Raw genomic sequence first — 23,928 nt, forward strand, 5'->3', positions numbered from 1 at the left:
TCAAGCGACAACTATATTAGTATATCACAGCTGTTGATCTATGTCAACACTTTTTTGAAACTTTTTTTACTTTTTTCATCCCTGTGATACACCAATAGTCCGTACGGGATTCGAACCCGTGTTACCGCCGTGAAAAGGCGGTGTCTTAACCCCTTGACCAACGGACCTTGAGCTTTTCAACTCTTTCTATTATACCTACTTTTTCCTCTTTGTCAAGGGATTCTTTTGACTATTTTTACCTAAAATCACTGAATACGATACTTAATTCTCTCAGAAGGGATTTTCTACCTTTGAAACATTCTCCTCCCATTAGACGGTCAAGTTGTTCTTGTTTTTCTTTACTCTGACTTGCTCTGTAATTCCTTAGAAGTTCATGAAAGAGATAGTAATCATCCAGTCTGAGTCCTTTTTCTCCTAGGCGATGACTAATTTCGCTCACCTCCTCATAGGGCTCTTTGTCGAAACGGCGCTTGTGACTTTCTTGTTTACGGATGTAGTCTAGGATGCGATTGCGGAATTTGGTTTTAAAGCACACATATAGTCGATGGCGTTCTCCCTCTAGTAACTCTGGATGGTGACTGACCAGTTCATACAGGCACATCATGCCCTCCTGGTCCCAGTCCTCTTTCTCCCACAGATGTAAATGGTATTCTTTGCGGCACTTGTTTACAATCCCTTTACTTTCTTCGTATAATTCTTTTAGATTCATAGACCTCTCCTTTCTGCCTTTAGTTTAGCAGAAAGAACCTAGTCTTTGATCTTCTTCTCCTCTTCTGTATTTCTCGTTGCCTCAACTGCATACAAAAAGAGAGGCATGGCCTCTCTAGGTTATTTTTCTTCACTCATTTTTGATTTTACTTCATCATAAGATAGGGCATGAGATTCCTCTTCTATAGTCTCAGGCATTTTTCCTGTTTCGTAAAGAGACTTAATCTGTGTACTATCCAATGTTTCGTATTTCAACAATGCTTCTGCAATCAGTTTGTGGGTTTCACGATTTGATTGAATAATTTCAGCTGCTTTGTTTCGTGCTTCATTTAATAATGAACGTACTTCCTCATCAATCTCAAAGGCTGTTTGCTCTGAAATTGATTTTTGAGGACTTTGTGCACCAAACATAGCATGATTACCCTCGTATTGAACTGGACCTAGTTTTTCACTCATACCGTATTCAGTGACCATTGCACGCGCCATCTGTGTAGCTTGTTCAAAGTCATTTGAAGCTCCTGTCGTTTGGACATTAAAGATAATTTCCTCAGCTACACGTCCACCCATCAAACCTGCCAATTGCTCTTTCATGTCTTCTTTAGATAGAAGCATTTGATCCTCTTTAGGAAGTGCAATCATGTAACCACCTGCACGTCCACGTGGTACAATGGTAACTTTATGAACAACACGGGCATTTGACAAGACTAAACCAACAATGGTATGTCCAGCCTCATGATAAGCAACCAATTCGCGTTCTCTTTGTGATACTGTTTTATCTTTTTTAGATGGTCCAGCAATCACTCTGTCCTCTGCCTCATCAATATCTGAAGCATCAATGACTGACTTGTTGCGACGAGCTGCAACCAAGGCTGCCTCGTTTAGAACATTTTCTAAGTCAGCTCCCACAAAGCCTGGGGTTTGTTGGGCAACTAATTTCAAATCAACATCGTCTGCTAAAGGTTTGTTTTTAGCGTGAACTTTCAAGATTGCTTCACGACCTTTAACATCAGGACGACCAACCAAGACTTTTCTATCAAAACGTCCCGGGCGTAGTAGAGCAGGGTCAAGGACATCTGAACGGTTTGTCGCAGCGATAACAATAATTCCTTCATTTCCCTCAAAACCATCCATCTCAATCAAAAGTTGGTTCAAGGTTTGTTCACGTTCATCATTTCCTCCACCGAGACCGACACCACGTTGGCGACCAACAGCATCAATTTCATCGATAAAGATAATGGCTGGTGCTGCTTTTTTTGCATCCTCAAAAAGAGAACGAACTCGACTTGCACCTACTCCGACAAACATTTCTACAAAGTCCGATCCTGAGATGCTAAAGAATGGAACGCCTGCTTCTCCGGCAACCGCCTTAGCAAGCAAAGTCTTACCTGTTCCCGGAGGTCCCTCTAAAAGAACACCTGCAGGAATACGCGCGCCAAGTTTGGTAAATCTTTTTGGATCTTTTAGGAATTCAACAACTTCGACTAATTCTTGTTTTTCTTCCTCGGCACCTGCAACATCTGAGAAACGTACCTTGATATCTTCTTTGTTAGCAGCTTTGGCCTTGCTACGTCCAAAACTCATTGGATTTCTACTATTATTTCCTCCCATATTTCCCATCATAGAGAATAGGAAGAAGAAGAGAATAGCAAATGGCACAACAGAGACAAGGATATTGATCCACATACCGCTTGAACTCTCATGTTTAACTGTTACCTCAGCCTGATGTTCAGAAGCAAGTTTTTGCAATTCTGAAACTGTTGAATCCGACGGAAGAATGGTACTTGAGAATCTTTCTACTTTTGTGGCAGTAGGAGTGAAAAATTGAATCCCTGTTTCTTCTTTACTAGTCTTAGGATTTTTATAAACACCAGACACCTCAATGATGCTACCATTTGGCTGATAGGTCAATTCTTTTACATTGTCTGCTGTAATTTCTTTTACCAATTCTGTATAGTTAATTTTTTCACTTTTCCCAGCAGCATTTCCAGAGTAAAAATACTGGAATCCTGTTACAAGGAAGAAGATAATTAACAAGTATAGAAATGGATTTCTAACTAAACCATTATTTTGTTTTTTCATTAAAGATAGATCTTTCTAATTTGAATAAACTTCTTCTTTCAATACTCCGACATAAGGAAGGTTACGATAATTTTCCTTATAATCCAGACCATAACCTACTACAAACTCATTTGGAATAGTAAAGCAAGTATAATCTGCCTCAATTTCAACAACACGACCCTCTGGTTTGTCCAACAAAGTCGCGATTTTAACAGAAGCCACTTCTCTTGCAATAAACATATCTTTCAAATTCTTCAAAGTTTGACCTGTATCGATGATATCTTCTACAAATAGAATATGTCTTCCTTTGATATCTTGAGTTACATCTTGCTTGATATTGATCACACCACTGCTTGCAGTTCCACCATGGTAACTAGATACCATCATGAAGTCCATCTCAATATGCGTATCAATATGTTTGACCAATTCAGCCATAAAAGGAATTGATCCTTTCAAAATTCCAACAAGAATTGGATTTTTCCCCTCATATTCTTTTGTTAGTTGCGCACCTAGCTTTTTAGCTGCTTCTGTAATTTCATCATGTGAAACGAGGATTTTTTCAATATCGTGTTCTAACATCTTTTTACCTATCTATTCTATTTTTTCTATATAAAGTACAGTGTTCATTATATCATTTTTCGTGTTTTTACTCAAATCACTGGTCGCAATTCCTAAAATTGAGACAATTTCTCCAAATTGCTCAATAATAGGGGTTGTTTTTCGTTTTTCAATAGGGATTTTCAAATCTATAAATAAACGTCTCAGTTTCTTTCGATGCCCATTCAGAATAAGAACATCGCCAGGTTTTCGACATCTAATATATACAGGTGTTTCCCGTGAAACCATTATTTTTTGAACAGCGTCCCCTTCAATAGGAATACCAAAGGAAAATAAACAACCCTTATGTCGAACTTGATTTTGATAGTGTAACACAAGTTCATCTTTCTTTTCATCAGACCGTGGACTGATTTTGCAAACTCGAAAATTCTGATACTCTTTTATCAATTCATAACCATTTTTCAGTGGGTGACGATACTGACTTTTAGTTGCTAAAATCTGTCGAACTTCTGCAAACTGAGCTTTCGTAAGATTTAAGTCAGGGAATTGATTGAGATAGTTCTGCAGTAAAACCCCTTGAGTTTGTTGTGAGTATGAAAAGAGCTCATTCAAATCTTCCACATTAATCTGTTCAGAGAGCTCCATTATGGCTACTTGGTAATCTGAAATTTCCCTTCCTAAATCTAAAAGAGCGGATTTAAGACGAGGATTTTCTTTTTCAAGCTCTGGTAAATACCTATTTCGAATACGATTGCGAAAATAGGCATTTTCCTGATTTGTTTGATCTTCAAAATGAACAATTGGTGGAAAATCCTTTTTATGAAAATGCAACAAGGGGCGGATGATTTCGATATCATCAACTACTTGACTTTCTTTTATTCCTGTCAAATGACGTAGCCTACTTCCTCGAATCAAGCGCATCAAAATCGTTTCAACCTGATCATCTGCATGGTGGGCAGTGACCAAGGCAGTTGCTCCAACCTCTTTCATGATTTTTCTAAAAAAATCATAACGAAACTCTCGAGCACGCGCTTCTGAAAAATCTCCTGAAAAACTTGTGATATAAATAGGAAGTCCAGCTACATCAGCTAACTTCCTTAGTTCATTTTCCTCCCAATCAGACTCCCTTCTCTGCTTGTGATTGACATGTGCTACAATCAGCTCAATTTCTAACTCTTTTTGATAGGTGGACAGTAGATGGAATAAAAACATCGAATCCAGTCCGCCAGACAGAGCTAATACGATTTTAGAATGTTTTTTGAAATACTCTTTTCTGAGAAAATGATTTAAAAAATCCTGCTCCCTCATTTTAGAACCTCATAGACATCCTTAGCTATCTTAGCAATGGTGTCATAATCAGAATTTTTAGTGAAAATAGAGAGAACGAAAGGTGAGTCTGTAAAGACAATGGCAGTATCGTGTTTAAACTCGTCAGCATCTCCGATTTTGTGAGCTACCTTAACCGAAACACCTTTCGCAATTCGTTGGTTATCAAAATTCGTCTTGCTTAGAGACTCTAGTACAAAGCCATTCTGATTATAAATAGCTTCCATGACTTTTCCAGCCATTTTTGAAGAAGTTAATTTATCATTCACATCCCAATCTTCACCCATAATGGTAGACATTTTTTCTTTAAAAGCCCCGTCAGATTGATTGGTCACATAATAACCTAAAATATTATGAGCAACATTATCAGACTCCTTTGTTACCTTGGTAATTAATTGTTGGAGACTGTAGTCTTTGTTGTCTCCTGTTTTAGGTAAACTACCACTACCTTCTGGTTTATAGGATCCAGGGAAATTATTGACTTCTGAGACATACTTGAAGCTACTGTCCAGCGTATAGTCACCTTGATTTATCTTATCTTGAGCATAATAAAGGTAGGCTAGTTTCAAGATGCTAGCTGCATAGAGTTTGCTGTCTTCATTCACCCCAGCCTCTTTACCTGTACTCAGTTGTTTAACATAAATAGAATAATTTTCATTCTGATAGTTGTTTGACAAGACTTCTTGAACCTTCTGGATACGATTGTCCTCTTCTGAGACGAACTCTTTTGGTACCCACCCAACTTGATCAATATGAAGAAATTCTTGTCCCTCAGCAAAGAGGGTTCTATCTACTGTTACGCGTTGATAGGGAGAGAGGGATGAAGAAATTTCTTTAGCACCATAAGGACTGTTATAGATAACAAACCCCGGTTCCAACCATACTTGTCTACTTTGAGTTTGAACTTGACTTTGATCATAGACTAAACGCTTATCTGCAAGGATAAACTGATGATTGTTTAATTTAAAAACAGGAATACCTTGTCTATTCAAACGCCATTCTACGATTTTAAAGGTGGTTCCAGAAGTCAATTTTCCAGACTCCTTTACAAGATCTTCATTAGCATAGACAGCTGTTTCTCCATAAACCATTGGCGATTCAAGGGGTTCTTTATAGTAGAATCCATGATCAGACTCAGTTAGATAATAAATTTCTTGTGAAGAGTAAGGGAGCTGTTTTTCTGTGCTAACTACTCTTGAAGTTATGATAAAAACAGATAGTAGTGATAACACTACTAAGAACTTACGCATTCTTCTCTTCCCTTTCTTCTTGTAATCGTAATAAATGGTTTTTAGCTGCCAATTCCTCTAATTTTTCATCTGATAAACTTAAAAATTGCTCAACAACTTCTAATAAATTTTCCATGACATTACCTCGGAAGCAAATCAGGAATGGTGTAAATTGCTTCTCGTTTCTTTGAGTAATAGTACTTGGCGCGTGCATATTTCGCTACATAGTCTTCATCTTTCAACTTTGCAGCAAAAGCAGATTCCTTATCCTTTTCATCACTAAGAGTTTGGTATTGTTCTTTCAACTCTGTCAATTGCTGACGACGTTGCAATAACTGATTATAGTTTTGGGCCAGATTATAGGTCGGTAAAATAAACAACAAAATCATCAAAATAAGGACCCAACCCATAAAGCGATTCCTCTTTTGTCTTTCCTTCATCAGGTAACGACGACGTTGGTGTTCATTTTGAATAAAAGGATTGTTCATCTGTAAAATATTTTTAGACATTTTCTTCTACCCGTGTTTCACTGATAATTTCATACATGCCAGCAGCATCTTCTTTTTTTGTACTATCTTTCATTTCCAGTACTTTAACAAGTAGCAACTTATTCCCAAAGCGAATTTCAACTTGGTCATCAACTTTCAAATCCGTTGAACTTTTGGCCAAGATTCCATTCACCTTGATTCTACCTTTATCTGCTACTTCCTTTGCGACTGTACGACGCTTAATAATTCGTGATACTTTTAAATACTTGTCTAATCTCATTTTTATTACCTCAAATTATTATTGTACCATTTTTATCCCTTTTATAGAAGAAAAACGTCAAAGAGAATTAGCTTCCTTTGATTCTTTTATCTCTAGTAAACTTTCTCCAAAAATCATCAGTCCTTCTAAAATTTCATAATCCTTCTTATTTCGAACATCAAATACAACTTCCATTAATCCCTTATTCTCAGCTATAGCTGCCTTTAAGTTCGTTGCGGATAAGGCTTTAAAATAATCTTGAGCCAAGAACAGTCGCTGAGTAATTGTTTCAAATTGAACTGTAATCTTATTTTCTTTTCTTTCCACACGTTCTACAAAGACCTTATCCAAGTATGATTTGACCAAACTAATCTCTAAAAGATAAGCCACCACATCGGGATATTCTCCAAAACGATCCATCAATTCTTCTTGTAGTTCTTCATAGTTGACACGGTTGTCAATTTGACGAATTTTCTTGTAAATTTCAATCTTATGTCGCTGGTCAGAAATATAAGTGTCAGGAAGATAGGCGTCGATTTGTAAAATCAACTCAGCATTTCCTTTGGTTCTTGTATTCCCATTGCCGTTACGTTTAGCAATAGCTTCCTCTAATAACTGCGAATACAATTCAAAACCAACAGAATCAATGAAACCAGACTGCGATTTTCCTAATAGATTTCCTGCACCACGAATCGAAAGATCTCGCATAGCAATCTTAAATCCAGAGCCCAATTCTGTAAATCCTTTGATTGCTTCTAATCTCTTTTCAGAGACTTCACTGATTGATTTTTCTGGACGATACATGAGATAGGCATAAGCAATACGATTACTACGACCGACTCTTCCTCTTAATTGATACAAGGTTGACAAGCCCATATGGTCCGCATTTTCAATAAATAAAGTATTGGCATTTGGGATATCAACTCCTGTCTCAATAATGGTAGTCGTCACCAAAATATCATACTGACCTTCAATGAAATCCAGTAGAGTATTTTCTAACTGAATCTCACTCATTTGCCCATGAACATAACCAATCGAAGCCTCTGGAATCAACTCCTGTAATTCTGAAACCTTCTGGTCAATCGTGTCAACTTTATTGTAAAGATAGTAAACTTGACCTCCACGCTCCATTTCACGTAAAACAGCATCACGAATCACACTGTCATTCTTTTCTAAAACATAGGTTTGAACCGGATAGCGATTGGTTGGAGGAGTTTCAATAACAGACAAATCTCTGATTCCCAGCATAGACATGTGGAGAGTACGAGGGATTGGTGTTGCAGTCAAGGTTAGAACATCTACTTGTTTTTTCAGTTCTTTCAAAGTTTCCTTATGCTTGACACCAAATCGCTGTTCCTCATCAATAATCATCAATCCCAAATCTGAAAACACAACATCTTTAGACAAAACACGATGAGTTCCAATCAAAATATCAACTTGACCATTTTTTAATTTTTCAAGTGTCTCTGCCTGCTCTTTTTTACTTCTAAAGCGACTCAGCACATCAATATTAACAGCAAAATTTTGAAATCGTTCCTTAAAATTCGTATAGTGTTGTTGTGCTAAAACCGTCGTCGGAACTAGAACGACCACCTGTTTGTGATCATTGACCGCCTTAAAGGCTGCACGCATTGCTACTTCAGTCTTCCCAAAACCAACATCTCCAACCAAAAGTCGATCCATGGGATGGGAATCCTGCATATCTCTCTTGATTTCCTCAATACTGCGAAGTTGATCATCTGTTTCAACATAAGGGAAGGCATCATCAAAAGCATGTTGATCATCATCATCAGCTGAGAAAGCAAAACCCTTCAACTGACTACGTTCAGAATAGAGTTTGATTAAATCATCAGCTATATCCTCTACCTGGTTCTTAACTTTTTGCTTGGCCTTTTTAAAATGACCGTCATTTAATTTATTAAGTTTTGGCGCTTTACCATCACTTGAAACATATTTGGACAGTAACTGAATCTGCTCTACTGGGATGGAGATTTGATCCCCATTTTGATATTGAACACTGACATAATCACGGTGAATCCCTTTGATTTCAATTGTTTCAATGCCTAGATATTGACCAATTCCATGAATATGGTGAACAACGTAGTCCCCTTTTTCAAGTTCATTATAATCTTTTAATCGCTCTGCATTTGAAGCATGTTGTCTTCGAAAACGACGTTTTAATTTCTTTTGAAAAATCTCATGTTCAGTAATCAGGAGAATTTTTTCATCTACAAAATGAAAACCATGTCTTAGATTACCTTCGATCAAGTTTACAGATTCTTTACAGATACTTGACTGATCTCTGGAATCCAGTTTAATCTGATATTCCTCTAAAACATCCTCCAATGTTTTACTTCCCATTGAATTGCTAGACTGCAGAACAATAGTGTAGTCCATTTTTTTATATCGCTCAATTTCTTCTTTAAGAAAAGAAAATTGATTGAAAAACTCCTGCATAGGATATTGATTAAATTGATAAATGTGATCAAACTTGAGATTTCCTAATCCTTTTTGGAGATTGGAGAAAAAGGTAACTGGACTTTGTTTTTTATAGGTTTGCTCTGTATCTGCAAAATACTGCATATCAGAAAATGCTTTACCACTCTGTAAATCTTCTGTAAAGTATTGCGCTAATTCTCTTTCAAAGACTTCATACTGATTCATCAATTTTTGGTAATCATCAAAGAATACTGGTGTATCTTTTTCAACATAATCAAATATAGTCCATGTTTTATCGTAACATAAAGATAAAAACTTTCGACTATCTGAATGTACCTGTCTTTGATGAAAACTTGACAAAATCTCTTCCAAGTATGATTTTAAAATTGGTGATATGGTCTTTGAAATTTGCTTTTCTAAAGCTGACTGACCTCGTATATAGTCCCTTTCTCTTAAAAGTATATCACTAGCTGGAAAGATGGCAAGTTCTGTCTGATTTTCTTTTGATAATTGTGTCTCTACTTCAAAAGTCCGAATTCCATCTACTTCATCACCAAAAAACTCGATTCGGAAAGGTTCTAACTGAGACATCTCAAAAATATCTAAAATATCTCCTCGAATACTAAACTCCCCTTGGGTCTGTACTTGAGTAACTTTTCTATAACCGATTTCCTTTAATTTGTGAAGAAGGTCATGTTGGTCATATTCTTCACCAACTGCAATCCTTATAATACTTTCTTTAAATCTAGTCGGAGAAGGTAAAATCAATCGACTTGCTGCGATATTACAAACTAAAATCCCTTTCGTAGACGGATCACTCAAAAAACGCAAGGCTTCAACCCGCGAAATGATTTTTTCTTGTGAAGACACCAAAAACTCTACCATAGGAGAGTCATCCACCAAAAATGGATAGACAAATTCCTCTCCTAAGATAGAAAGAAGATCACTGATAATTCGTTCTGCTTCTCCATAAGTAGATGTCAATAACACAATCTTTTTTTCTTTTTTTAGACTACTTGCAATTGCAAGAGCTTTGGTAGAAGTTGACAGACCTAGCATTAGTTGCCTTTTCTTATCTGTCAGATTTTGATGCCATTTTTTTATCTGATCATTTTCTGAGAATAAATCTAATAAAGTCACCATTTAGCCGTTATACCTCTGCATTGTTTTCTCAAAGTTTTTCTCTTGTAAATAGTAGTTTACAACATCGTCAACCTTGTCAATAGACTGTAAAATACCTACATAGTCATCCTGATCAAACTTACTTAAAACATGGTGAACCACTGACATACCTTTTTTAGGTCTGCCAATACCTATTTTAACACGGTTAAAGACCTGAGTACCTATATGTTGAATAATTGACTTGATCCCATTATGACCACCTGCTGATCCCTTTGCTCTTAAACGAATTTTCCCAACTTCCATGTCAAGGTCGTCGTAAATAACGAGTAAATCTTCAATATCCAAACCATAGTAAGTCAATAAAGCATGAACTGCTTTTCCACTTTCATTCATAAAAGTCGTTGGTTTGACAAGATAAATTTTTTCGCCATTAAGAAAAAAAGATGCTAGGTCAGCTTGAAATATCTTATCGTGTGTAAAAGTGACATTTTGTTTTTTAGCTAATTGGTCAATCAACATAAAACCAACATTGTGCTTGGTTTCAAAATATTTATCCCCTGGATTTCCTAATCCAACAAGTAATTTAGTCATTTATTTTCCTTTCAAAAGCCAAAAGGGTTGGAATTTTTTTCCAACCTAATTGACACTATTTGTTAAATGTTATTAGACATTAAAGCGGAATTCCATGATATCGCCATCTTGAACGATGTATTCTTTTCCTTCTTCACGCAAGCGCCCAGCTTCTTTTACAGCCTTTTCAGATCCGTATTTCACTAGATCCTCATATGACATGGTCACTGCACGGATAAATCCTTTTTCGAAGTCAGAGTGGATTATACCAGCAGCTTGAGGAGCTTTCATTCCACGTTTAAAGGTCCAAGCACGGACTTCTTTTTCACCAGCTGTAAAGTAAGTTCCAAGTCCAAGCAAGTGGTAGGCCGCTCGAGTCAATTTATCAACTCCTGATTCTGTCAAGCCAAGTGCTTCAAGAAACTCTTGCTTATCTTCATCATCTAACTCAGAAATTTCTTCCTCAGCACGCGCGGAAATAACGACTACTTCAGCATTCTCTGTCGCTGCAAATTCACGAATTTGTTTGACATAGTCGATAGAGTCTGGATCTGAAACGACATCTTCATCCACATTAGCAACATAAAGAACTGGTTTAGTGGTCAAAAGGAAGAGACCTTTGACTACTTTTTGTTCCTCATCTGTGAATTCAATGGTCCGAGCTGATTTTCCATCTTCAAGGACTGGTTTAATCTTTTGAAGAACATTAAATTCTGCTACTGATTCCTTATCCTTTTGGGTTCTTGCCATTTTTTCCACACGCGCATAGCGTTTATTAACTGATTCTAAGTCAGCAAGAATCAACTCTAGGTTAATAGTATCAATATCTGCAAGTGGATCCACAAAGGCGTCTTCACGTCCTTGCTCGCGCATAACATTTTCATCATCAAATGCACGAACTACGTGAACAATCGCATCTACTTCACGGATGTTGGCCAAGAATTTATTTCCTAAACCTTCTCCTTTTGATGCTCCTTTTACAATCCCTGCAATATCTGTAAATTCAAAGGTTGTTGGAACTGTCTTTTTAGGAGTAATCATTTCTGTTAGTTTTTGTAGGCGTTCATCTGGAACTTCCACCATCCCAACGTTTGGATCAATAGTCGCAAATGGGTAGTTTGCCGCCTCTGCTCCTGCTTTTGTAATTGCATTAAAAAGGGTTGATTTTCCAACGTTTGGCAAACCAACGATACCTGCTGTTAAAGCCATAGTTTCTCATTCTCCGTTCTCATTTCAATCCCTAACATTATAACACAAAAAGGGAAAACTTGCTAACTCTCTAACTAAGGGTTCTTAGTCAATAATCTTATTCATTTTTCGTTCAAAATCATGGCGACTCATCATGACAAGGTGGTCACAATTACTGCATTTGATTTTGATATCTGCCCCTACACGTGTAATTTCCCAACGATTGGCTTTTTTACCAGTTGATTTGATGGTGCAAGCATGTGGTTTTTTCATCTCAACAAAATTTCCAACTTGATACATACTACTCTCCTTTTCTTTTTTGATTATATCATAAAAGAGGCGAGCTAGGCTCAACCTCTTTCACTTAATTTGTACGAACTGGTGTGATGAGCTGCATGAAGTCTTCGTCAGTATCTGCTGGCACAAGAGTGAATGGACGAACAGCTGAGATAAAGCTAATGGTCACTTTTTCGCTATTTAAAGCCTTGAGGGAATCAATCAAGTAAGTCGGGTTGAAACTAATGGTCAAATCATCCCCAGTCACCTGATCAGTATCGATTTCTTCGTTTACTTTACCAACCTCAGGAGAATGAACATGGGCGCTAACAACACCACCTTTAATTTCAAGCTTCACAGTACCATTTTGAGTCGCACTTGATAAGAGACGTGCGCGTTCCATTGATTGACGCAAATTAACAACATCAAAAGTAATTGTAGTGTTAAAGTCAGTTGGAATCAAACGATCTGTATCAGGATAGTTTCCTTCTAAGAGACGAGTGTAGAAGCTAATATTTTCACTTCTAAAGAGGATTTGATTATTGGCAAAGAAAATCTCCACTGTTTCAATATCATCCGTAAAAACAGCTGAAAATTCGCGTAGAGAGCGACTAGGAATCACTACATCAAAATCATCACCATTTTTTTCAAGAGTCAATTTTTTCTGGCTAAGGCGATGAGAATCTGTCGCAACTGTTTTTAGTTCTTTATTTTGGCTCAATACGAAGTGGACACCTGTTAAGATTGGACGACTTTCTTGCGTACTTGCAGCAAAAGCTGTCTCATTGATAATTTTCTTGAGTAGTTTGGTTTCAAGAACCAAAGGTGTGCTTGCTGAAATTTCTTGAATACGTGGGTACTGTTCGCTATCTTTACCTTTTAGGGTAATTTCTGATTTGCCACTGGTTAAGACAATTTGTTTTTGTTCAATCTCTTTGAAATCTAGCGTTACATCTGGAAGACTAGATACAACATTGATAAAGAAAGAGGCTTCAAGAAGAATCGAACCTAAGGAAGTAATCAAAAGACCAGCATCTTCATTCTTTTGAGAAATGAAATTTTCAATAGAAATTTGACCATTGGAACCAATCAAAGTAATGCCTTCATTGGTAACATCAATTTTGATAGTTGATAAAATAGGAATAGCATTTTTTGAGCTAATTGCTCGTTTTGTGGTATTTAGGGCTTGTAGAAATAAATTTTTATTAATTGAAAAATGAATCATGGATTCTCCTTTATTTATTTTTTAGTATTAGAAGGATAATAGAAATAATAGAGTGTGTGAATTCTGTGGAAAACTGATTTCTATTTAGTAATTTCAGACTTTTAAGCTTGTTTAAAAAATGTGGATAAAAAAGATAGAAAAGGAAAAGTTATCCACAAATTATTTAATTTTCTTTTTGATTGCTTCGATTTCTAAGCGTAAATTATCGTCTTCGTCAATCAAGGATTTAATTTTAGCATGGGCATGAATAACGGTGGTGTGATCCTTTCCTCCGAATTCTTTTCCAATTTTTGGAAGACTATTATCTGTCAGTTCTCTAGCTAGATACATGGCTACTTGACGCGCCAAAACGATGTTTTGAACTCGTCTCGTCCCCTTCATTTCTTTGACACTCACTCCATAAAAATTACCAACTTCAGTTTGGATTTTGTCAATTGGAATGACTAGCAGTTGGCTAACATCTTGTTTGCGAGCTCTAATAGCCTCTGCAGCAATATCAATAGTGATGTCTTTAATCTTCTTTACTCTGGCAATTAAAGTGATATCGTTAATTGCTCCTTCCAATTCTCGAACATTTGAATCAAATTGACCAGCCAGATATTCTAGGGTATCACTCTGGAAATGGTAGTTTAAATGTTCCGTTTTACTTTGAAGAATGGCGATACGTGTCTCAAAGTCAGGAGGGGTGATATTTTGAGTCAATCCCCAGCTAAAGCGCGTGACAAGTCTTTCCTCAAGTCCTTCTAAATGTTTAGGACTTCGGTCACTAGTCAGAACGATTTGTTTTTGATTGCTATGAAGAGCGTTGAAAGTATTGAAAAATTCTTCTTGAGTTGCAACCTTTTTGCCACTGAGAGATTGGATATCATCAATCAGTAAGAGATCAAGGCTTCGGTAAGTTTTTTTAAATTTTTCCATTTCCCCGAGCCTCAGATGCTCAAGAAAGTCGTTGATAAAACTTTCAGCAGGAATATACTTAACACGAGCTTCAGGAATATTTTTTAGAATTTCATTTCCGATAGCATTCAGTAAGTGGGTTTTCCCTAGTCCAGGACCACCATAAATGAAAAGGGGATTATAAGTCAATGCGAGGTCTTCGGAAACAGCCAGAGCAGCAGACTTAGCCCAGATATTCCCATCTCCTTGAATAAAGTTATCAAAGGTATATTTTTCCTTCAATCCTGTTTCAGAATATGGAATAGCAAGATTGGCCTGTGAAGCAACATAATGATTGCTATTTTCAGAATCCATGACATAGGTTGAAGATTCTTCCTCAGGCTTTGTTAAGACAAATTGAGTTTTTATTTCAGTATCATAAACTTCAAAACCAGCAGCCACAATGATATCTTTGAGTTGTTTTTTCCAAACCATTTCCATTTCAGGTCTAGGTAAAAAGATAGTAGCTACATTTCCCTCCACTTTTATGAGTTCAGCAGGTGTGGCGTAGAAATCGTACATAGAACGTGTCAATCTTTCTTGAGCCAATTCCAAGATTTGATTCCAAAATTGTTTTTCTTTCACCAATTATCCCCTCCTTTGCTATATCTGATGTAAAAAGGTTTACTGTTAGACTTATTTTACCATAGATGCTAGCATTTTTCCACAATCTGTGGAAAAGAATCCACAATGTTTATATTTTTTATCCACAGGTTGGGGATAAGTGAGGAATTCTTTGAATTCCTTGGTTTTTTGTTATAAAAAATAGTGGATAAATTTGTGAGTTGAAAAAATAAAAGAACAGCCTTATTTCAGGCTGTTGATAATTCTGTCATATTCTTCTTGGCTTGAAAAAGAAATAATAACCTTTCCAGTATCTTTTTTAGAAAGTTTAATTTCTACATTTAATCCAAGTAGTTTTTTTAATTTATCTTCCTCATCTTTGATGAAAGAATCATTTTTTTTCTGCTTCTTTTGTTTTTTCTCTGTCAGCAGTGTTTCTAACTTTCTCACAGAGATGTCTTCATTTTTAATTAGTTGAAAAAAATAGTCTTGTTGCTCTTTATCCAAACCAACTAGTGAACGTGCATGAGCTTGAGAAATTTTTCCATTTTCTACTTCAGATAAGATGTGCTCTGGTAGGGAAAGCAAACGAATAAAATTAGTGATATAAGGACGAGATTTTCCCATTTTATCCGCTATCTCAGTGTGAGTAAATCCTTTTTCTACCAAAGATTCGTAGGCGCGTGCCTCTTCAACCGGATTCAAGTTTTCTCTCTGTAAATTCTCAATGATAGACTGAATCATCATTTCCTGATCTGAGAGGTGTTTCACAACGGCTGGAATAGAAGTCAGACCAGCCAAGAGAGAAGCCCGATATCGTCTCTCTCCTGCAAGGATTTCATAACCAATTACAGGAGATTGACGAACGATGATGGGTTGGATGACCCCATTTTCTTTGATTGACTCAGTCAATTCCCTTAGTTTATCTGCATTAAATTCTTTTCGAGGTTGATAGGGATTTTTTTGTATTTCCGAGATAGAAATCATTTCAAATTTTTCCATGATTCTACACTAACATATCTTTTATTATATGTAAAGTTTTCTTTACACTGATGTCAATTAAGATTCTAAATCACTTGTACTTTTATCTAGTTTAACAGTTGTAGTCTCCTCTTTCCCATTTCGATAGTAGGTGATTTTAATGGTGTCTCCGATAGAATGGTTGTAAAGAGCACTCTGTAAATCTGTTGACGAAGAAATCTCCTTGTCGTCAACTTTGGTAATAACGTCGTATTTTTCAAGGTGACCAGATGCAGGCATATTACTTTGAACAGATTTTACCACTACACCAGAAGTTACGCTACTTGGAATATTGAGTTTTCTAAGATCACTAGCTCCGATATTAGCTAAATTAACCATTTGAATTCCAAGAGCAGGGCGAGTCACTTTACCGTCACTTTCAAGCTGTTTAATAATATTTTGAGCATCATTTGATGGGATTGCAAAACCAAGACCTTCGACAGAGGTTCCACCATTACTTGCAATTTTACTTGATGTAATCCCGATAACTTGGCCCTGAATGTTTACAAGTGGACCACCAGAGTTACCAGGGTTAATAGCAGTATCTGTCTGAATAGCTTTTGTAGAAATCGCTTGACCATCTTGAGATTTTAGAGAGACATTTCGATTGAGACTTGAAATGATTCCTTGGGTAACTGTATTGGCATATTCTGATCCTAGAGGACTACCAATTGCGATTGCAGTCTCACCAACATTTAGTTTGCTAGAATCTCCAAATTCTGCTACGGTTGTGACTTTTTCTGAAGAAATTTTTACGACAGCAATATCAGAGAACGTATCAGAACCGACAATTTCACCAGGAACTTTTGTACCGTCTGCTAAACGGATATCAACTTTTGAAGCTCCTTGAATAACGTGGGTATTTGTCACAAGGTAGGCATCTTTCCCATTCTTTTTGTAAATAACACCAGAACCTTCACTTGCTACCTGTTGAGAGTCGGTATCCGTATCTGTCTCGTCATTTCCAAAAACACTATTTTGCCGATTTGCTGAATAAGTGATGACCGACACAACGGCATCTTTTACCTTATTAACGGCCTGAGTTGTTGCATTTTCATTTTTGTAGGAAGTCTGAGTAACAGTGTTTGTAGTGTTATTTGTGGCTTGACTTACTTGTTTTTGATAAAGTTGCAGTGTCACAAAACTTCCTAGGGCACCACTCAAAAATCCTATCAGAATGATGATAAGAAAGGTAACTCCTTTTTTGTAAAATTTTTGTAAGTGTTTCATAAACGCCTCCGTTTGTTTTTTTATTTGATTAAAGTATAAATCTATTAACTTAATTCAAGCTTAAAGGTAGAAGTTTTACACAAGTTGTGGATAACTTACGTTATTCTGTGAATTTGCTTGTTTTCCTATATAATTTTTTGTGAATAAGATGTGAAATGAAGTGTGAATATGTTAGAATAGAAGAATGAAAATAAAAATTGTAACAGTTGGAAAACTGAAGGAAAAATACCTTAAAGATGGTATTGCTGAATATACTAAACGAATTTCACGTTTCGCCACTGTAGAAATCATTGAGCTAGCTGATGAAAAAACTCCAGATAAGGCAAGTGAGTCAGAAAATCACAAAATATTAGAAATAGAGGGAAATCGAATTCTTTCTAAAGTTGGAGAAAGAGATTTTGTTGTTGTGTTGGCAATTGAAGGAAAAACTCTCTCTTCAGAAGAATTCAGTAGACAGCTGGAACAGGCTTCTATAAAGGGATTTTCTACCCTTACATTTATTATTGGTGGAAGTCTGGGACTATCCCCTGCTGTCAAGCATCGAGCGAATCTTTCTGTTAGTTTTGGACGTTTGACCTTGCCACATCAGTTAATGAGATTAGTTCTTGTTGAACAAATTTATCGTGCTTTTACCATTCAGCAGGGATCCCCTTATCATAAATAGAAGATTGACTTACCTCTTATTTTTTGATAGAATGGTCATGTTAGGTCTCATAGCTCAGCTGGATAGAGCATTCGCCTTCTAAGCGAACGGTCGCAGGTTCGAATCCTGCTGGGATCAGTACATTAGAGAAAAAGCTGGGATTACTCCCAGCTTTTTTCTTAAAAAAGTGCATTTCAGGTACAAAACAGTGCAGTTGAGAAGAAATTTTTCTTAGATAATCTTCATTTTGTATAATAAACTTGTAAGTTAATTTACAAGAAAAACAATACAGGAGATTTTATTATGAAAAACACAGTTAAATTGGAACAGTTCAAAAAGCTTACAGAGAAAGAATTGCAGGAGATTCAAGGTGGGGAAAGGAGAATTCCAGACGTAATACGTAGTCTTCTTTTTCAAAAAAGAAAATAATTAAAAATTAGGGTAGGAAATAATGAATTTATTCGGATTGGCAATAGTTATTCTAGGTCTTTTTATTCTTAGCAGAAATTATGAATGGATTTGTAAAACAACTAAAAAAGAATTATATGTGTTCAGCATTTGGCTATTTATATTACAGTTAGTAGTTGAATTTTTCTTTTATTTTGTATCTTTACATGGATTAGGGGGAGAGAAATTTTTATTCCCTTTAGTGATATATGGTTATTTAAGAGGATTAAAGAAATATGATAAGTATAAAGGAATTTTTATTAGTTTATTAATTTCTCTTTTATATCACACTACCCATACATTCATATCGGTAACTTTATCCTCTATAACAGGAGATCAATTAGCATTACAACATGAAGATCTTTTCTTTTTGGTAGTTTTGTTATTAACCTATTTTATAATTAAAAAAATTATTACCTATTTCAACCTAGAACTTAAATATTTTGACAAAGAATATCTCTATTCTTTTTTGAAAAAAGTGCTATATGTATTTATCTTCCTGCATATCGTCTCTTTTATTTCAGATATCGTGAGTACTATTTCTCATTTAAATAGTTTTGGAAGTATTTTATCATCCGTAGTTTTTGTTGGGCTCCTTTTAACCTTCTTTGCAATGAACTCTTACAAGGTTCAAATTGAAAAAGAGATTGCTCTAAAACAAAAGAAATTTGAACAAAAACATTTACAGACTTATACTGACGAAATTGTGGAGTTATATAATGAAATTCGAGGTTTTCGTCATGACTATGCAGGGATGCTTGTCAGCATGCAAATGGCGATTGACAGTGGAGATTTACAAGAAATTAACAGGGTTTACAATGAAGTCCTAGTAAAAGCAAATCAGAAATTGAGGTCAGAAAAATATACTTACTTTGATTTAAATAATATAGAAGATTCTGCTTTACGAAGTTTAATTGCTCAATCGATTGTCTATGCACGAAAAAATGATGTAGAGTTTACATTGGAAGTAAAGGATATCATTACTAGACTGTCAATAGATTTACTTGATCTTGTTCGTATCATGAGTATTTTATTAAACAATGCTGTTGAAGGTGCCGCAGATAGTTACTTGAAACAAATTGAAGTTGCAGTCATTAAAATGGATTTTGAAACAGTTATAGTCATCCAGAATTCATGTAAAATCACTATGACGCCTTCAGAAGACTTATTTGCCTTAGGTTTCTCTACCAAGGGAAGAAATAGAGGTCTAGGGCTTAATAATGTCAAAGAGATTTTAGATAAGTATGACAACATTATTTTGGAAACAGAGATGGAAGACAACACATTTAGACAAATTATTAGATTTAAGAGGGAATTTGAATGAAAGTACTAATTTTAGAAGATGTTATTGAGCATCAAGTGAGACTTGAGAGAATATTGAATGAAATCTCGGAGGAATCAAATATTCCTATTTCTTATAAGACAACAGGAAAAGTTCGTGAATTTAAGGAATATATTGAAAATGATGAAGTAAACCAGCTTTATTTCCTAGATATCGATATTCATGGAATTGAGAAAAAGGGCTTTGAAGTAGCTCAGTTTATCCGCCATCACAATCCTTATGCTATTATTGTCTTTATTACCAGTCGATCTGAATTTGCTACTTTAACTTATAAATACCAGGTATCAGCTCTAGATTTTGTAGACAAAGACATCAATGATGAATTATTCAAAAAACGTATCGAGCAGAGTATTTTTTACACTAAGAGCATGCTGCTTGAAAACGAAGATGTTGTAGACTATTTTGATTACAACTATAAGGGAAATGATTTGAAAATCCCTTACCATGATATTTTGTATATCGAAACCACAGGTGTTTCTCATAAGTTGCGGATTATTGGTAAGAATTTTGCCAAAGAGTTCTATGGAACAATGACAGATATTCAAGAAAAGGACAAATATACCCAGCGATTTTATTCTCCTCATAAATCTTTCCTAATCAATATTGGAAATGTTAGAGAAATTGATCGAAAGAATCTAGAAGTTGTCTTTTATGAAGATCATCGCTGCCCCATCACTCGTTTGAAAGTTCGCAAACTGAGAGATATTCTGGAGAAAAAATCTAAAAAGTAATTGACAATTAGTAAGAAATTGATATAATGGTTATATCTGCTACAGATAGATGGTCCGTTGGTCAAGGGGTTAAGACACCGCCTTTTCACGGCGGTAACACGGGTTCGAATCCCGTACGGACTATTTTATCCGCCATAGCTCAGTTGGTAGTAGCGCATGACTGTTAATCATGATGTCGTAGGTTCGAGTCCTACTGGCGGAGTCAGATAAAAAGAACACCACCCGGTGTTCTTTTTATTCTTAGTTTATATCGCCTAACATTTTCATAAGGAAGTCTGTCATTTCTTGCGGGCTTTCTTTTTTTCCGTGAGCAATCCAAGTCTGGCAAACACCAAATAGGGCATTTGTTAGATAAATGCTACTATATTCGAGTTCAATTGGATTGAGTTGTAGTTTCATAAAGCGCTTCTGAAGGTCTGTGCTAAGCATAATGTGAAGCTTATTTCTCAAGAAATTTTGAATTTCTTTTGTCCCATTTTCAGATAAAAGAGCAGCCAAGAGTGGCTCAGACTCTAAATATTCAAATACTTCTAAAATAGCATCTCTTTTATGATGAGCATGTTTTTGGAAAATATACTCAAAGGTATGAAATAGTTTACTTTGGTAATGTTCAATCATATCATACTTATCCTTGTAGTGAGTGTAAAAGCTGGAACGACTAATTCCGGCTTTTTCAGCTAACTTGACCGTAGAAATTTGATCAAAGGGCTGGTTCATCAATAATTGAACCATGGCATTTTCGATAATTCGTTTTGTTTTTAAGCGTTTGTTACTTTCTTTCATACTTCCTCCTTGTAGACAAATTAGACAATATGTCTAAAAAATGATTTTTTACCTTGTAATTTGGATTTTTTGATGTATAATCTATTATATCAAAATTTTAGACAATATGTTTAAAAAAAGGAGGAAATATGTTTAAAGAATGGAAAGCAATATTTAAAAAACCGACATTTATCATTGTAATGATAGGAATTTCTCTCATCCCAGCTCTATACAACATTATATTTTTATCATCCATGTGGGATCCATATGGTCAAGTATCGGAGTTACCTGTGGCAGTTGTCAATAAAGATAAGGAAGCTTCTTATAATGGACAGACAATGACAATAGGGGAAGACATGGTGTCTAATTTAAAAGAAAATAAGGCTTTGGATTTTCATTTTGTTAATGAAGAGGAGGGGGAAAAAGGCCTAGAAGATGGTGACTACTACATGGTAGTGACTTTACCAAGTGACTTGTCTGAAAAAGCTGCTTCTATCCTAACAAATCATCCTGAACAGATGCAGATTGATTATCAGACTTCAAGTGGACATAGTTTTATCGCTAGCAAGATGAGTGATTCTGCAATGACACAATTAAAACAAACCGTTTCTACTAATGTAACTGAAACGTATACCAAGGCTTTATTTCAAAAAATGAATGACTTGAAGTCTGGAGTAAACAAGGCAGCTGATGGAAGTGAACAACTGGCTAATGGAGCGAATCAGTTGGTGATGGGAAGTCAAACATTATCTGCAAATCTTAATACTCTAGCAAACTCAACTGTAACTTTTTCAAATGGAGCTAATCAATTTACAAAAGGCTTGTCTGCCTATGTATCTGCCATAGAGCAATTACATCTTGGTTTAGGGACTTTTAATAGTGGTTTACAAAGTTATACAAATGCTGTCTCACAGGTTGACACTGGACTAGGTCAATTAGCTTCCAAAACTCCTGAGTTGGTGGCAGGTGTAAATCAGCTAAATACAGGTATAAAGTCCTACACAAGTGGGGTTTCACAACTGAATGTAGGTCTCAATCAATTTTCAGTTGGTGTAAATGCTTATACAAGTAGTGTAGAGAAACTTTCTAATGGAACAAGTCAATTATCCAATCAATCAGATACACTAAGAGATGGAATAGAGCAATTAAACACTGGTATTAAAGAAATTTCAAGTCAATTAAAGTCCTCATCTCAACAAAATGAACAAATTACTCAATTGGCAACTAGTCTAGGAGAACTGAATAAAACACTACAAGCTCTTACGATAGCAGATAATACTCAACTGAAAAAGACATTATCAGAAGCTTTGCCAAATCTAACAACTCTTGCACAGGATATTGTGATCAAAAGTCAGACAGAACAAGAGAAAACCATTGCTAACCTTCAATCAACAGCTACTTATCAATCTCTTACAGAGGAACAAAAGAAAGAACTGACAGAAGCTATTTCTAAAAATTCTAGTTCTACTATTGAGTCAGCAAAAACAATTTTAACGACAGTAGGAGGATTGAAAGAAAGTATAGAGAATTCAGAACAACAAGTCTCTAATCTATCTGATGTGCAGACGAAGGCAAATAAACTCTTACCTGAAGCATCTAGCTCCTTGACAACCTTGTCAAATGGATTTACAAAATTGCAAACTGCTGTAGATAATCAGTTGGTTCCAGGAAGTCAGTCAATTGAAAAAGGAGTTGTAAACTATACTAAAAGACTGGATGCTATTTCTATAGGTGCCAATAAACTGAGTGAAAAGAATGCAAACTTAACAACTAGTCTAGATCAATTAGTTTCTGGATCAAGTAAGTTGACACAAAATACATCAACCTTGACAGATGGAGTAGATGCGTTAGCTGGAAAAGCTCCAGAATTAGTATCAGGTATAGAAAGTTTGTCATCTGGTTCTGCTCAATTGAATAATAAGAGTCCAGAGTTAATAGCAGGTCTTACTAAATTACAATTTGGCTCTGGTCAATTAACAGACAAATCAACACAGTTACTTTCTGCAGCATCCCAACTAGGAAGTGGTGCTATGAAGATTGCAGATGGTGCTGGAAAACTAGCAGAAGGTGGAACAACCTTAACCTCTGGTCTTGAAGATTTACATACAGGAGTTGATTCATTAGGACAAGGATTAGGAAATGCTAATAATCAGCTCAAATCAGCATCAACAGAATCTGAAAATGCAGAAACATTATCTGATCCTCTAGTTCTCTCAAAAAGAGATAATGACCAAGTTTCTGTAAATGGTATTGCCATGGCTCCTTATATGATATCAGTTGCTCTTTTTGTTGCTGCTATATCTACCAATATGATTTTTGCGAAGCTGCCTTCTGGACGTCACCCAGAGAGTCGTTGGGCTTGGTTGAAGTCTCGATCTGAAATAAATGGAATTATAGCTGTCTTAGCAGGTGTTTTAGTTTATGGAGGTGTCCATCTGATTGGTTTAACTGCTAACCATGAGATGAAAACCTTAATTTTAATTATAATCACAAGTTTAGCTTTTATGTCTATGGTGACAGCTTTAACAACTTGGAATAGCCGTTTAGGAGCCTTCTTCTCTCTTATTTTACTATTATTACAGTTAGCATCAAGTGCAGGGACTTATCCACTTGCTTTGACAAATGATTTCTTTAAAGGTATCAATCCATGGTTACCAATGAGTTACTCTGTATCAGGCTTACGACAAACAATCTCTATGACAGGAAATATTCATCACCAAGTGATTTTCCTTATTATAACACTAGCTTTCTTTACTGCTCTAGGCATGCTGGCTTATCAGCCTAAGAAGATGCAAGAAGATTAAAAA

22 protein-coding genes and 4 tRNA genes are annotated in these 23,928 nt (G+C 35.8%); 8 read left to right on the top strand and 18 right to left on the bottom strand.

The genetic code is table 11. The features are described from left to right. Positions 1-95: 95 nt before the first annotated feature. The 17 genes from M1F97_RS04255 to M1F97_RS04330 form a co-directional block, all read right to left on the bottom strand. A tRNA-Glu gene (locus tag M1F97_RS04255) sits at positions 96-167 on the bottom strand. A 68-nt stretch (positions 168-235) separates the two neighbouring features. Further along, a complete protein-coding gene (locus tag M1F97_RS04260; RefSeq protein ID WP_247944322.1) occupies positions 236-709 on the bottom strand; it encodes a sigma-70 family RNA polymerase sigma factor in 474 nt (157 codons plus the stop codon). Positions 710-828: 119 nt separating this feature from the next. Next, entirely contained in the window at positions 829-2,787 is a 1,959-nt protein-coding gene (ftsH, locus tag M1F97_RS04265) for an ATP-dependent zinc metalloprotease FtsH (protein WP_247944323.1), read from the bottom strand. A 15-nt stretch (positions 2,788-2,802) separates the two neighbouring features. After that, on the bottom strand, positions 2,803-3,345 hold the full coding sequence (hpt, locus tag M1F97_RS04270) for a hypoxanthine phosphoribosyltransferase (RefSeq protein WP_125399606.1): 543 nt from the start codon (positions 3,343-3,345) through the stop codon (positions 2,803-2,805). Positions 3,346-3,357: 12 nt separating this feature from the next. Further along, a complete protein-coding gene (gene tilS, locus M1F97_RS04275) occupies positions 3,358-4,632 on the bottom strand; it encodes a tRNA lysidine(34) synthetase TilS (protein ID WP_247944324.1) in 1,275 nt (424 codons plus the stop codon). Next, positions 4,629-5,900 (bottom strand): serine hydrolase, encoded by a 1,272-nt coding sequence (locus M1F97_RS04280; RefSeq protein ID WP_247944325.1) that lies wholly within the window; start codon positions 5,898-5,900, stop codon positions 4,629-4,631. Before M1F97_RS04280 ends, tilS begins: the two co-directional genes overlap by 4 nt. Then, the gene (locus tag M1F97_RS09150) at positions 5,893-6,015 is read right to left on the bottom strand and encodes an SP_0009 family protein (protein WP_000429343.1); all 123 of its coding nucleotides are present in this window, start codon (positions 6,013-6,015) and stop codon (positions 5,893-5,895) included. The genes M1F97_RS04280 and M1F97_RS09150 overlap by 8 nt, the downstream gene beginning before the upstream one ends. A gap of 4 nt (positions 6,016-6,019) precedes the next feature. Then, a complete protein-coding gene (locus M1F97_RS04285; RefSeq protein WP_125426186.1) occupies positions 6,020-6,388 on the bottom strand; it encodes a septum formation initiator family protein in 369 nt (122 codons plus the stop codon). Next, complete coding sequence (locus tag M1F97_RS04290; protein ID WP_001234973.1) at positions 6,381-6,647, bottom strand: RNA-binding S4 domain-containing protein; 267 nt, start codon at positions 6,645-6,647, stop codon at positions 6,381-6,383. Before M1F97_RS04290 ends, M1F97_RS04285 begins: the two co-directional genes overlap by 8 nt. A 57-nt stretch (positions 6,648-6,704) precedes the next feature. Continuing rightward, positions 6,705-10,208: a transcription-repair coupling factor gene (gene mfd / locus M1F97_RS04295; protein WP_247944326.1), complete on the bottom strand. Its 3,504-nt coding sequence runs from the start codon at positions 10,206-10,208 to the stop codon at positions 6,705-6,707. Continuing rightward, a complete protein-coding gene (gene pth, locus M1F97_RS04300) occupies positions 10,209-10,778 on the bottom strand; it encodes an aminoacyl-tRNA hydrolase (RefSeq protein ID WP_247944327.1) in 570 nt (189 codons plus the stop codon). Between the two features lie 72 nt (positions 10,779-10,850). Beyond that, complete coding sequence (ychF, locus tag M1F97_RS04305) at positions 10,851-11,966, bottom strand: redox-regulated ATPase YchF (RefSeq protein ID WP_001218700.1); 1,116 nt, start codon at positions 11,964-11,966, stop codon at positions 10,851-10,853. Positions 11,967-12,050: 84 nt separating this feature from the next. Next, positions 12,051-12,245, bottom strand: coding sequence for a DUF951 domain-containing protein (locus M1F97_RS04310; RefSeq protein WP_000285183.1), 195 nt, complete (start codon positions 12,243-12,245; stop codon positions 12,051-12,053). 64 nt (positions 12,246-12,309) lie between these two features. Next, on the bottom strand, positions 12,310-13,446 hold the full coding sequence (dnaN, locus tag M1F97_RS04315) for a DNA polymerase III subunit beta (RefSeq protein ID WP_169446880.1): 1,137 nt from the start codon (positions 13,444-13,446) through the stop codon (positions 12,310-12,312). Positions 13,447-13,605: 159 nt separating this feature from the next. Next, on the bottom strand, positions 13,606-14,967 hold the full coding sequence (gene dnaA, locus M1F97_RS04320) for a chromosomal replication initiator protein DnaA (protein ID WP_004244340.1): 1,362 nt from the start codon (positions 14,965-14,967) through the stop codon (positions 13,606-13,608). Between the two features lie 222 nt (positions 14,968-15,189). Continuing rightward, positions 15,190-15,948 (bottom strand): ParB/RepB/Spo0J family partition protein, encoded by a 759-nt coding sequence (locus M1F97_RS04325; RefSeq protein WP_169446882.1) that lies wholly within the window; start codon positions 15,946-15,948, stop codon positions 15,190-15,192. Between the two features lie 57 nt (positions 15,949-16,005). After that, positions 16,006-17,196, bottom strand: coding sequence for a S1C family serine protease (locus M1F97_RS04330; RefSeq protein ID WP_247944328.1), 1,191 nt, complete (start codon positions 17,194-17,196; stop codon positions 16,006-16,008). Between the two features lie 184 nt (positions 17,197-17,380). Between M1F97_RS04330 and rlmH the strand changes: the two genes are divergently transcribed. From rlmH to M1F97_RS04365, 7 genes are all read left to right on the top strand, one after another. Continuing rightward, complete coding sequence (gene rlmH / locus M1F97_RS04335; RefSeq protein WP_247944329.1) at positions 17,381-17,860, top strand: 23S rRNA (pseudouridine(1915)-N(3))-methyltransferase RlmH; 480 nt, start codon at positions 17,381-17,383, stop codon at positions 17,858-17,860. Positions 17,861-17,903: 43 nt separating this feature from the next. Next, positions 17,904-17,977 (top strand) — tRNA-Arg (locus tag M1F97_RS04340). A gap of 165 nt (positions 17,978-18,142) precedes the next feature. After that, entirely contained in the window at positions 18,143-18,268 is a 126-nt protein-coding gene (gene comC / locus M1F97_RS04345) for a competence-stimulating peptide ComC (RefSeq protein ID WP_125449715.1), read from the top strand. A 22-nt stretch (positions 18,269-18,290) separates the two neighbouring features. Then, positions 18,291-19,610 (top strand): competence system sensor histidine kinase ComD, encoded by a 1,320-nt coding sequence (gene comD / locus M1F97_RS04350; RefSeq protein WP_125449717.1) that lies wholly within the window; start codon positions 18,291-18,293, stop codon positions 19,608-19,610. Further along, a complete protein-coding gene (gene comE, locus M1F97_RS04355; protein WP_084974735.1) occupies positions 19,607-20,359 on the top strand; it encodes a competence system response regulator transcription factor ComE in 753 nt (250 codons plus the stop codon). The genes comD and comE overlap by 4 nt, the downstream gene beginning before the upstream one ends. Before the next feature lie 51 nt (positions 20,360-20,410). Continuing rightward, positions 20,411-20,482: transfer RNA gene (locus tag M1F97_RS04360), tRNA-Glu, on the top strand. A gap of 5 nt (positions 20,483-20,487) precedes the next feature. After that, a tRNA-Asn gene (locus tag M1F97_RS04365) sits at positions 20,488-20,561 on the top strand. A 38-nt stretch (positions 20,562-20,599) separates the two neighbouring features. Here the strand turns inward: M1F97_RS04365 and M1F97_RS04370 are convergent. Continuing rightward, positions 20,600-21,142 (bottom strand): TetR/AcrR family transcriptional regulator, encoded by a 543-nt coding sequence (locus M1F97_RS04370; RefSeq protein ID WP_247944330.1) that lies wholly within the window; start codon positions 21,140-21,142, stop codon positions 20,600-20,602. Positions 21,143-21,270: 128 nt separating this feature from the next. On the opposite strand from M1F97_RS04370, the gene M1F97_RS04375 reads away from it, so the two are divergent. Continuing rightward, a complete protein-coding gene (locus tag M1F97_RS04375; protein WP_247944331.1) occupies positions 21,271-23,925 on the top strand; it encodes a YhgE/Pip domain-containing protein in 2,655 nt (884 codons plus the stop codon). Positions 23,926-23,928 lie beyond the last annotated feature (3 nt).

Source organism: Streptococcus oralis (genome assembly GCF_023110435.1).
Taxonomy (GTDB): domain Bacteria; phylum Bacillota; class Bacilli; order Lactobacillales; family Streptococcaceae; genus Streptococcus; species Streptococcus oralis_CF.

Bases quoted from the DNA above. Each gene is read 5' to 3' on its own strand.
- M1F97_RS04325 (WP_169446882.1), bottom strand. From the start codon at position 15,948: ATGGAAAAATTTGAAATGATTTCTATCTCGGAAATACAAAAAAATCCC.
- M1F97_RS09150 (WP_000429343.1), bottom strand. From the start codon at position 6,015: ATGGAAAATTTATTAGAAGTTGTTGAGCAATTTTTAAGTTTATCAGAT.
- comD (WP_125449717.1), top strand. From the start codon at position 18,291: ATGAATTTATTCGGATTGGCAATAGTTATTCTAGGTCTTTTTATTCTT.
- comE (WP_084974735.1), top strand. From the start codon at position 19,607: ATGAAAGTACTAATTTTAGAAGATGTTATTGAGCATCAAGTGAGACTT.
- ychF (WP_001218700.1), bottom strand. From the start codon at position 11,966: ATGGCTTTAACAGCAGGTATCGTTGGTTTGCCAAACGTTGGAAAATCA.
- hpt (WP_125399606.1), bottom strand. From the start codon at position 3,345: ATGTTAGAACACGATATTGAAAAAATCCTCGTTTCACATGATGAAATT.
- M1F97_RS04370 (WP_247944330.1), bottom strand. From the start codon at position 21,142: ATGAAAGAAAGTAACAAACGCTTAAAAACAAAACGAATTATCGAAAAT.
- M1F97_RS04310 (WP_000285183.1), bottom strand. From the start codon at position 12,245: ATGTATCAAGTTGGAAATTTTGTTGAGATGAAAAAACCACATGCTTGC.
- M1F97_RS04285 (WP_125426186.1), bottom strand. From the start codon at position 6,388: ATGTCTAAAAATATTTTACAGATGAACAATCCTTTTATTCAAAATGAA.
- M1F97_RS04375 (WP_247944331.1), top strand. From the start codon at position 21,271: ATGTTTAAAGAATGGAAAGCAATATTTAAAAAACCGACATTTATCATT.
- pth (WP_247944327.1), bottom strand. From the start codon at position 10,778: ATGACTAAATTACTTGTTGGATTAGGAAATCCAGGGGATAAATATTTT.
- tilS (WP_247944324.1), bottom strand. From the start codon at position 4,632: ATGAGGGAGCAGGATTTTTTAAATCATTTTCTCAGAAAAGAGTATTTC.
- M1F97_RS04290 (WP_001234973.1), bottom strand. From the start codon at position 6,647: ATGAGATTAGACAAGTATTTAAAAGTATCACGAATTATTAAGCGTCGT.
- dnaN (WP_169446880.1), bottom strand. From the start codon at position 13,446: ATGATTCATTTTTCAATTAATAAAAATTTATTTCTACAAGCCCTAAAT.
- M1F97_RS04330 (WP_247944328.1), bottom strand. From the start codon at position 17,196: ATGAAACACTTACAAAAATTTTACAAAAAAGGAGTTACCTTTCTTATC.
- M1F97_RS04260 (WP_247944322.1), bottom strand. From the start codon at position 709: ATGAATCTAAAAGAATTATACGAAGAAAGTAAAGGGATTGTAAACAAG.
- mfd (WP_247944326.1), bottom strand. From the start codon at position 10,208: ATGGTGACTTTATTAGATTTATTCTCAGAAAATGATCAGATAAAAAAA.
- rlmH (WP_247944329.1), top strand. From the start codon at position 17,381: ATGAAAATAAAAATTGTAACAGTTGGAAAACTGAAGGAAAAATACCTT.
- M1F97_RS04280 (WP_247944325.1), bottom strand. From the start codon at position 5,900: ATGCGTAAGTTCTTAGTAGTGTTATCACTACTATCTGTTTTTATCATA.
- comC (WP_125449715.1), top strand. From the start codon at position 18,143: ATGAAAAACACAGTTAAATTGGAACAGTTCAAAAAGCTTACAGAGAAA.
- ftsH (WP_247944323.1), bottom strand. From the start codon at position 2,787: ATGAAAAAACAAAATAATGGTTTAGTTAGAAATCCATTTCTATACTTG.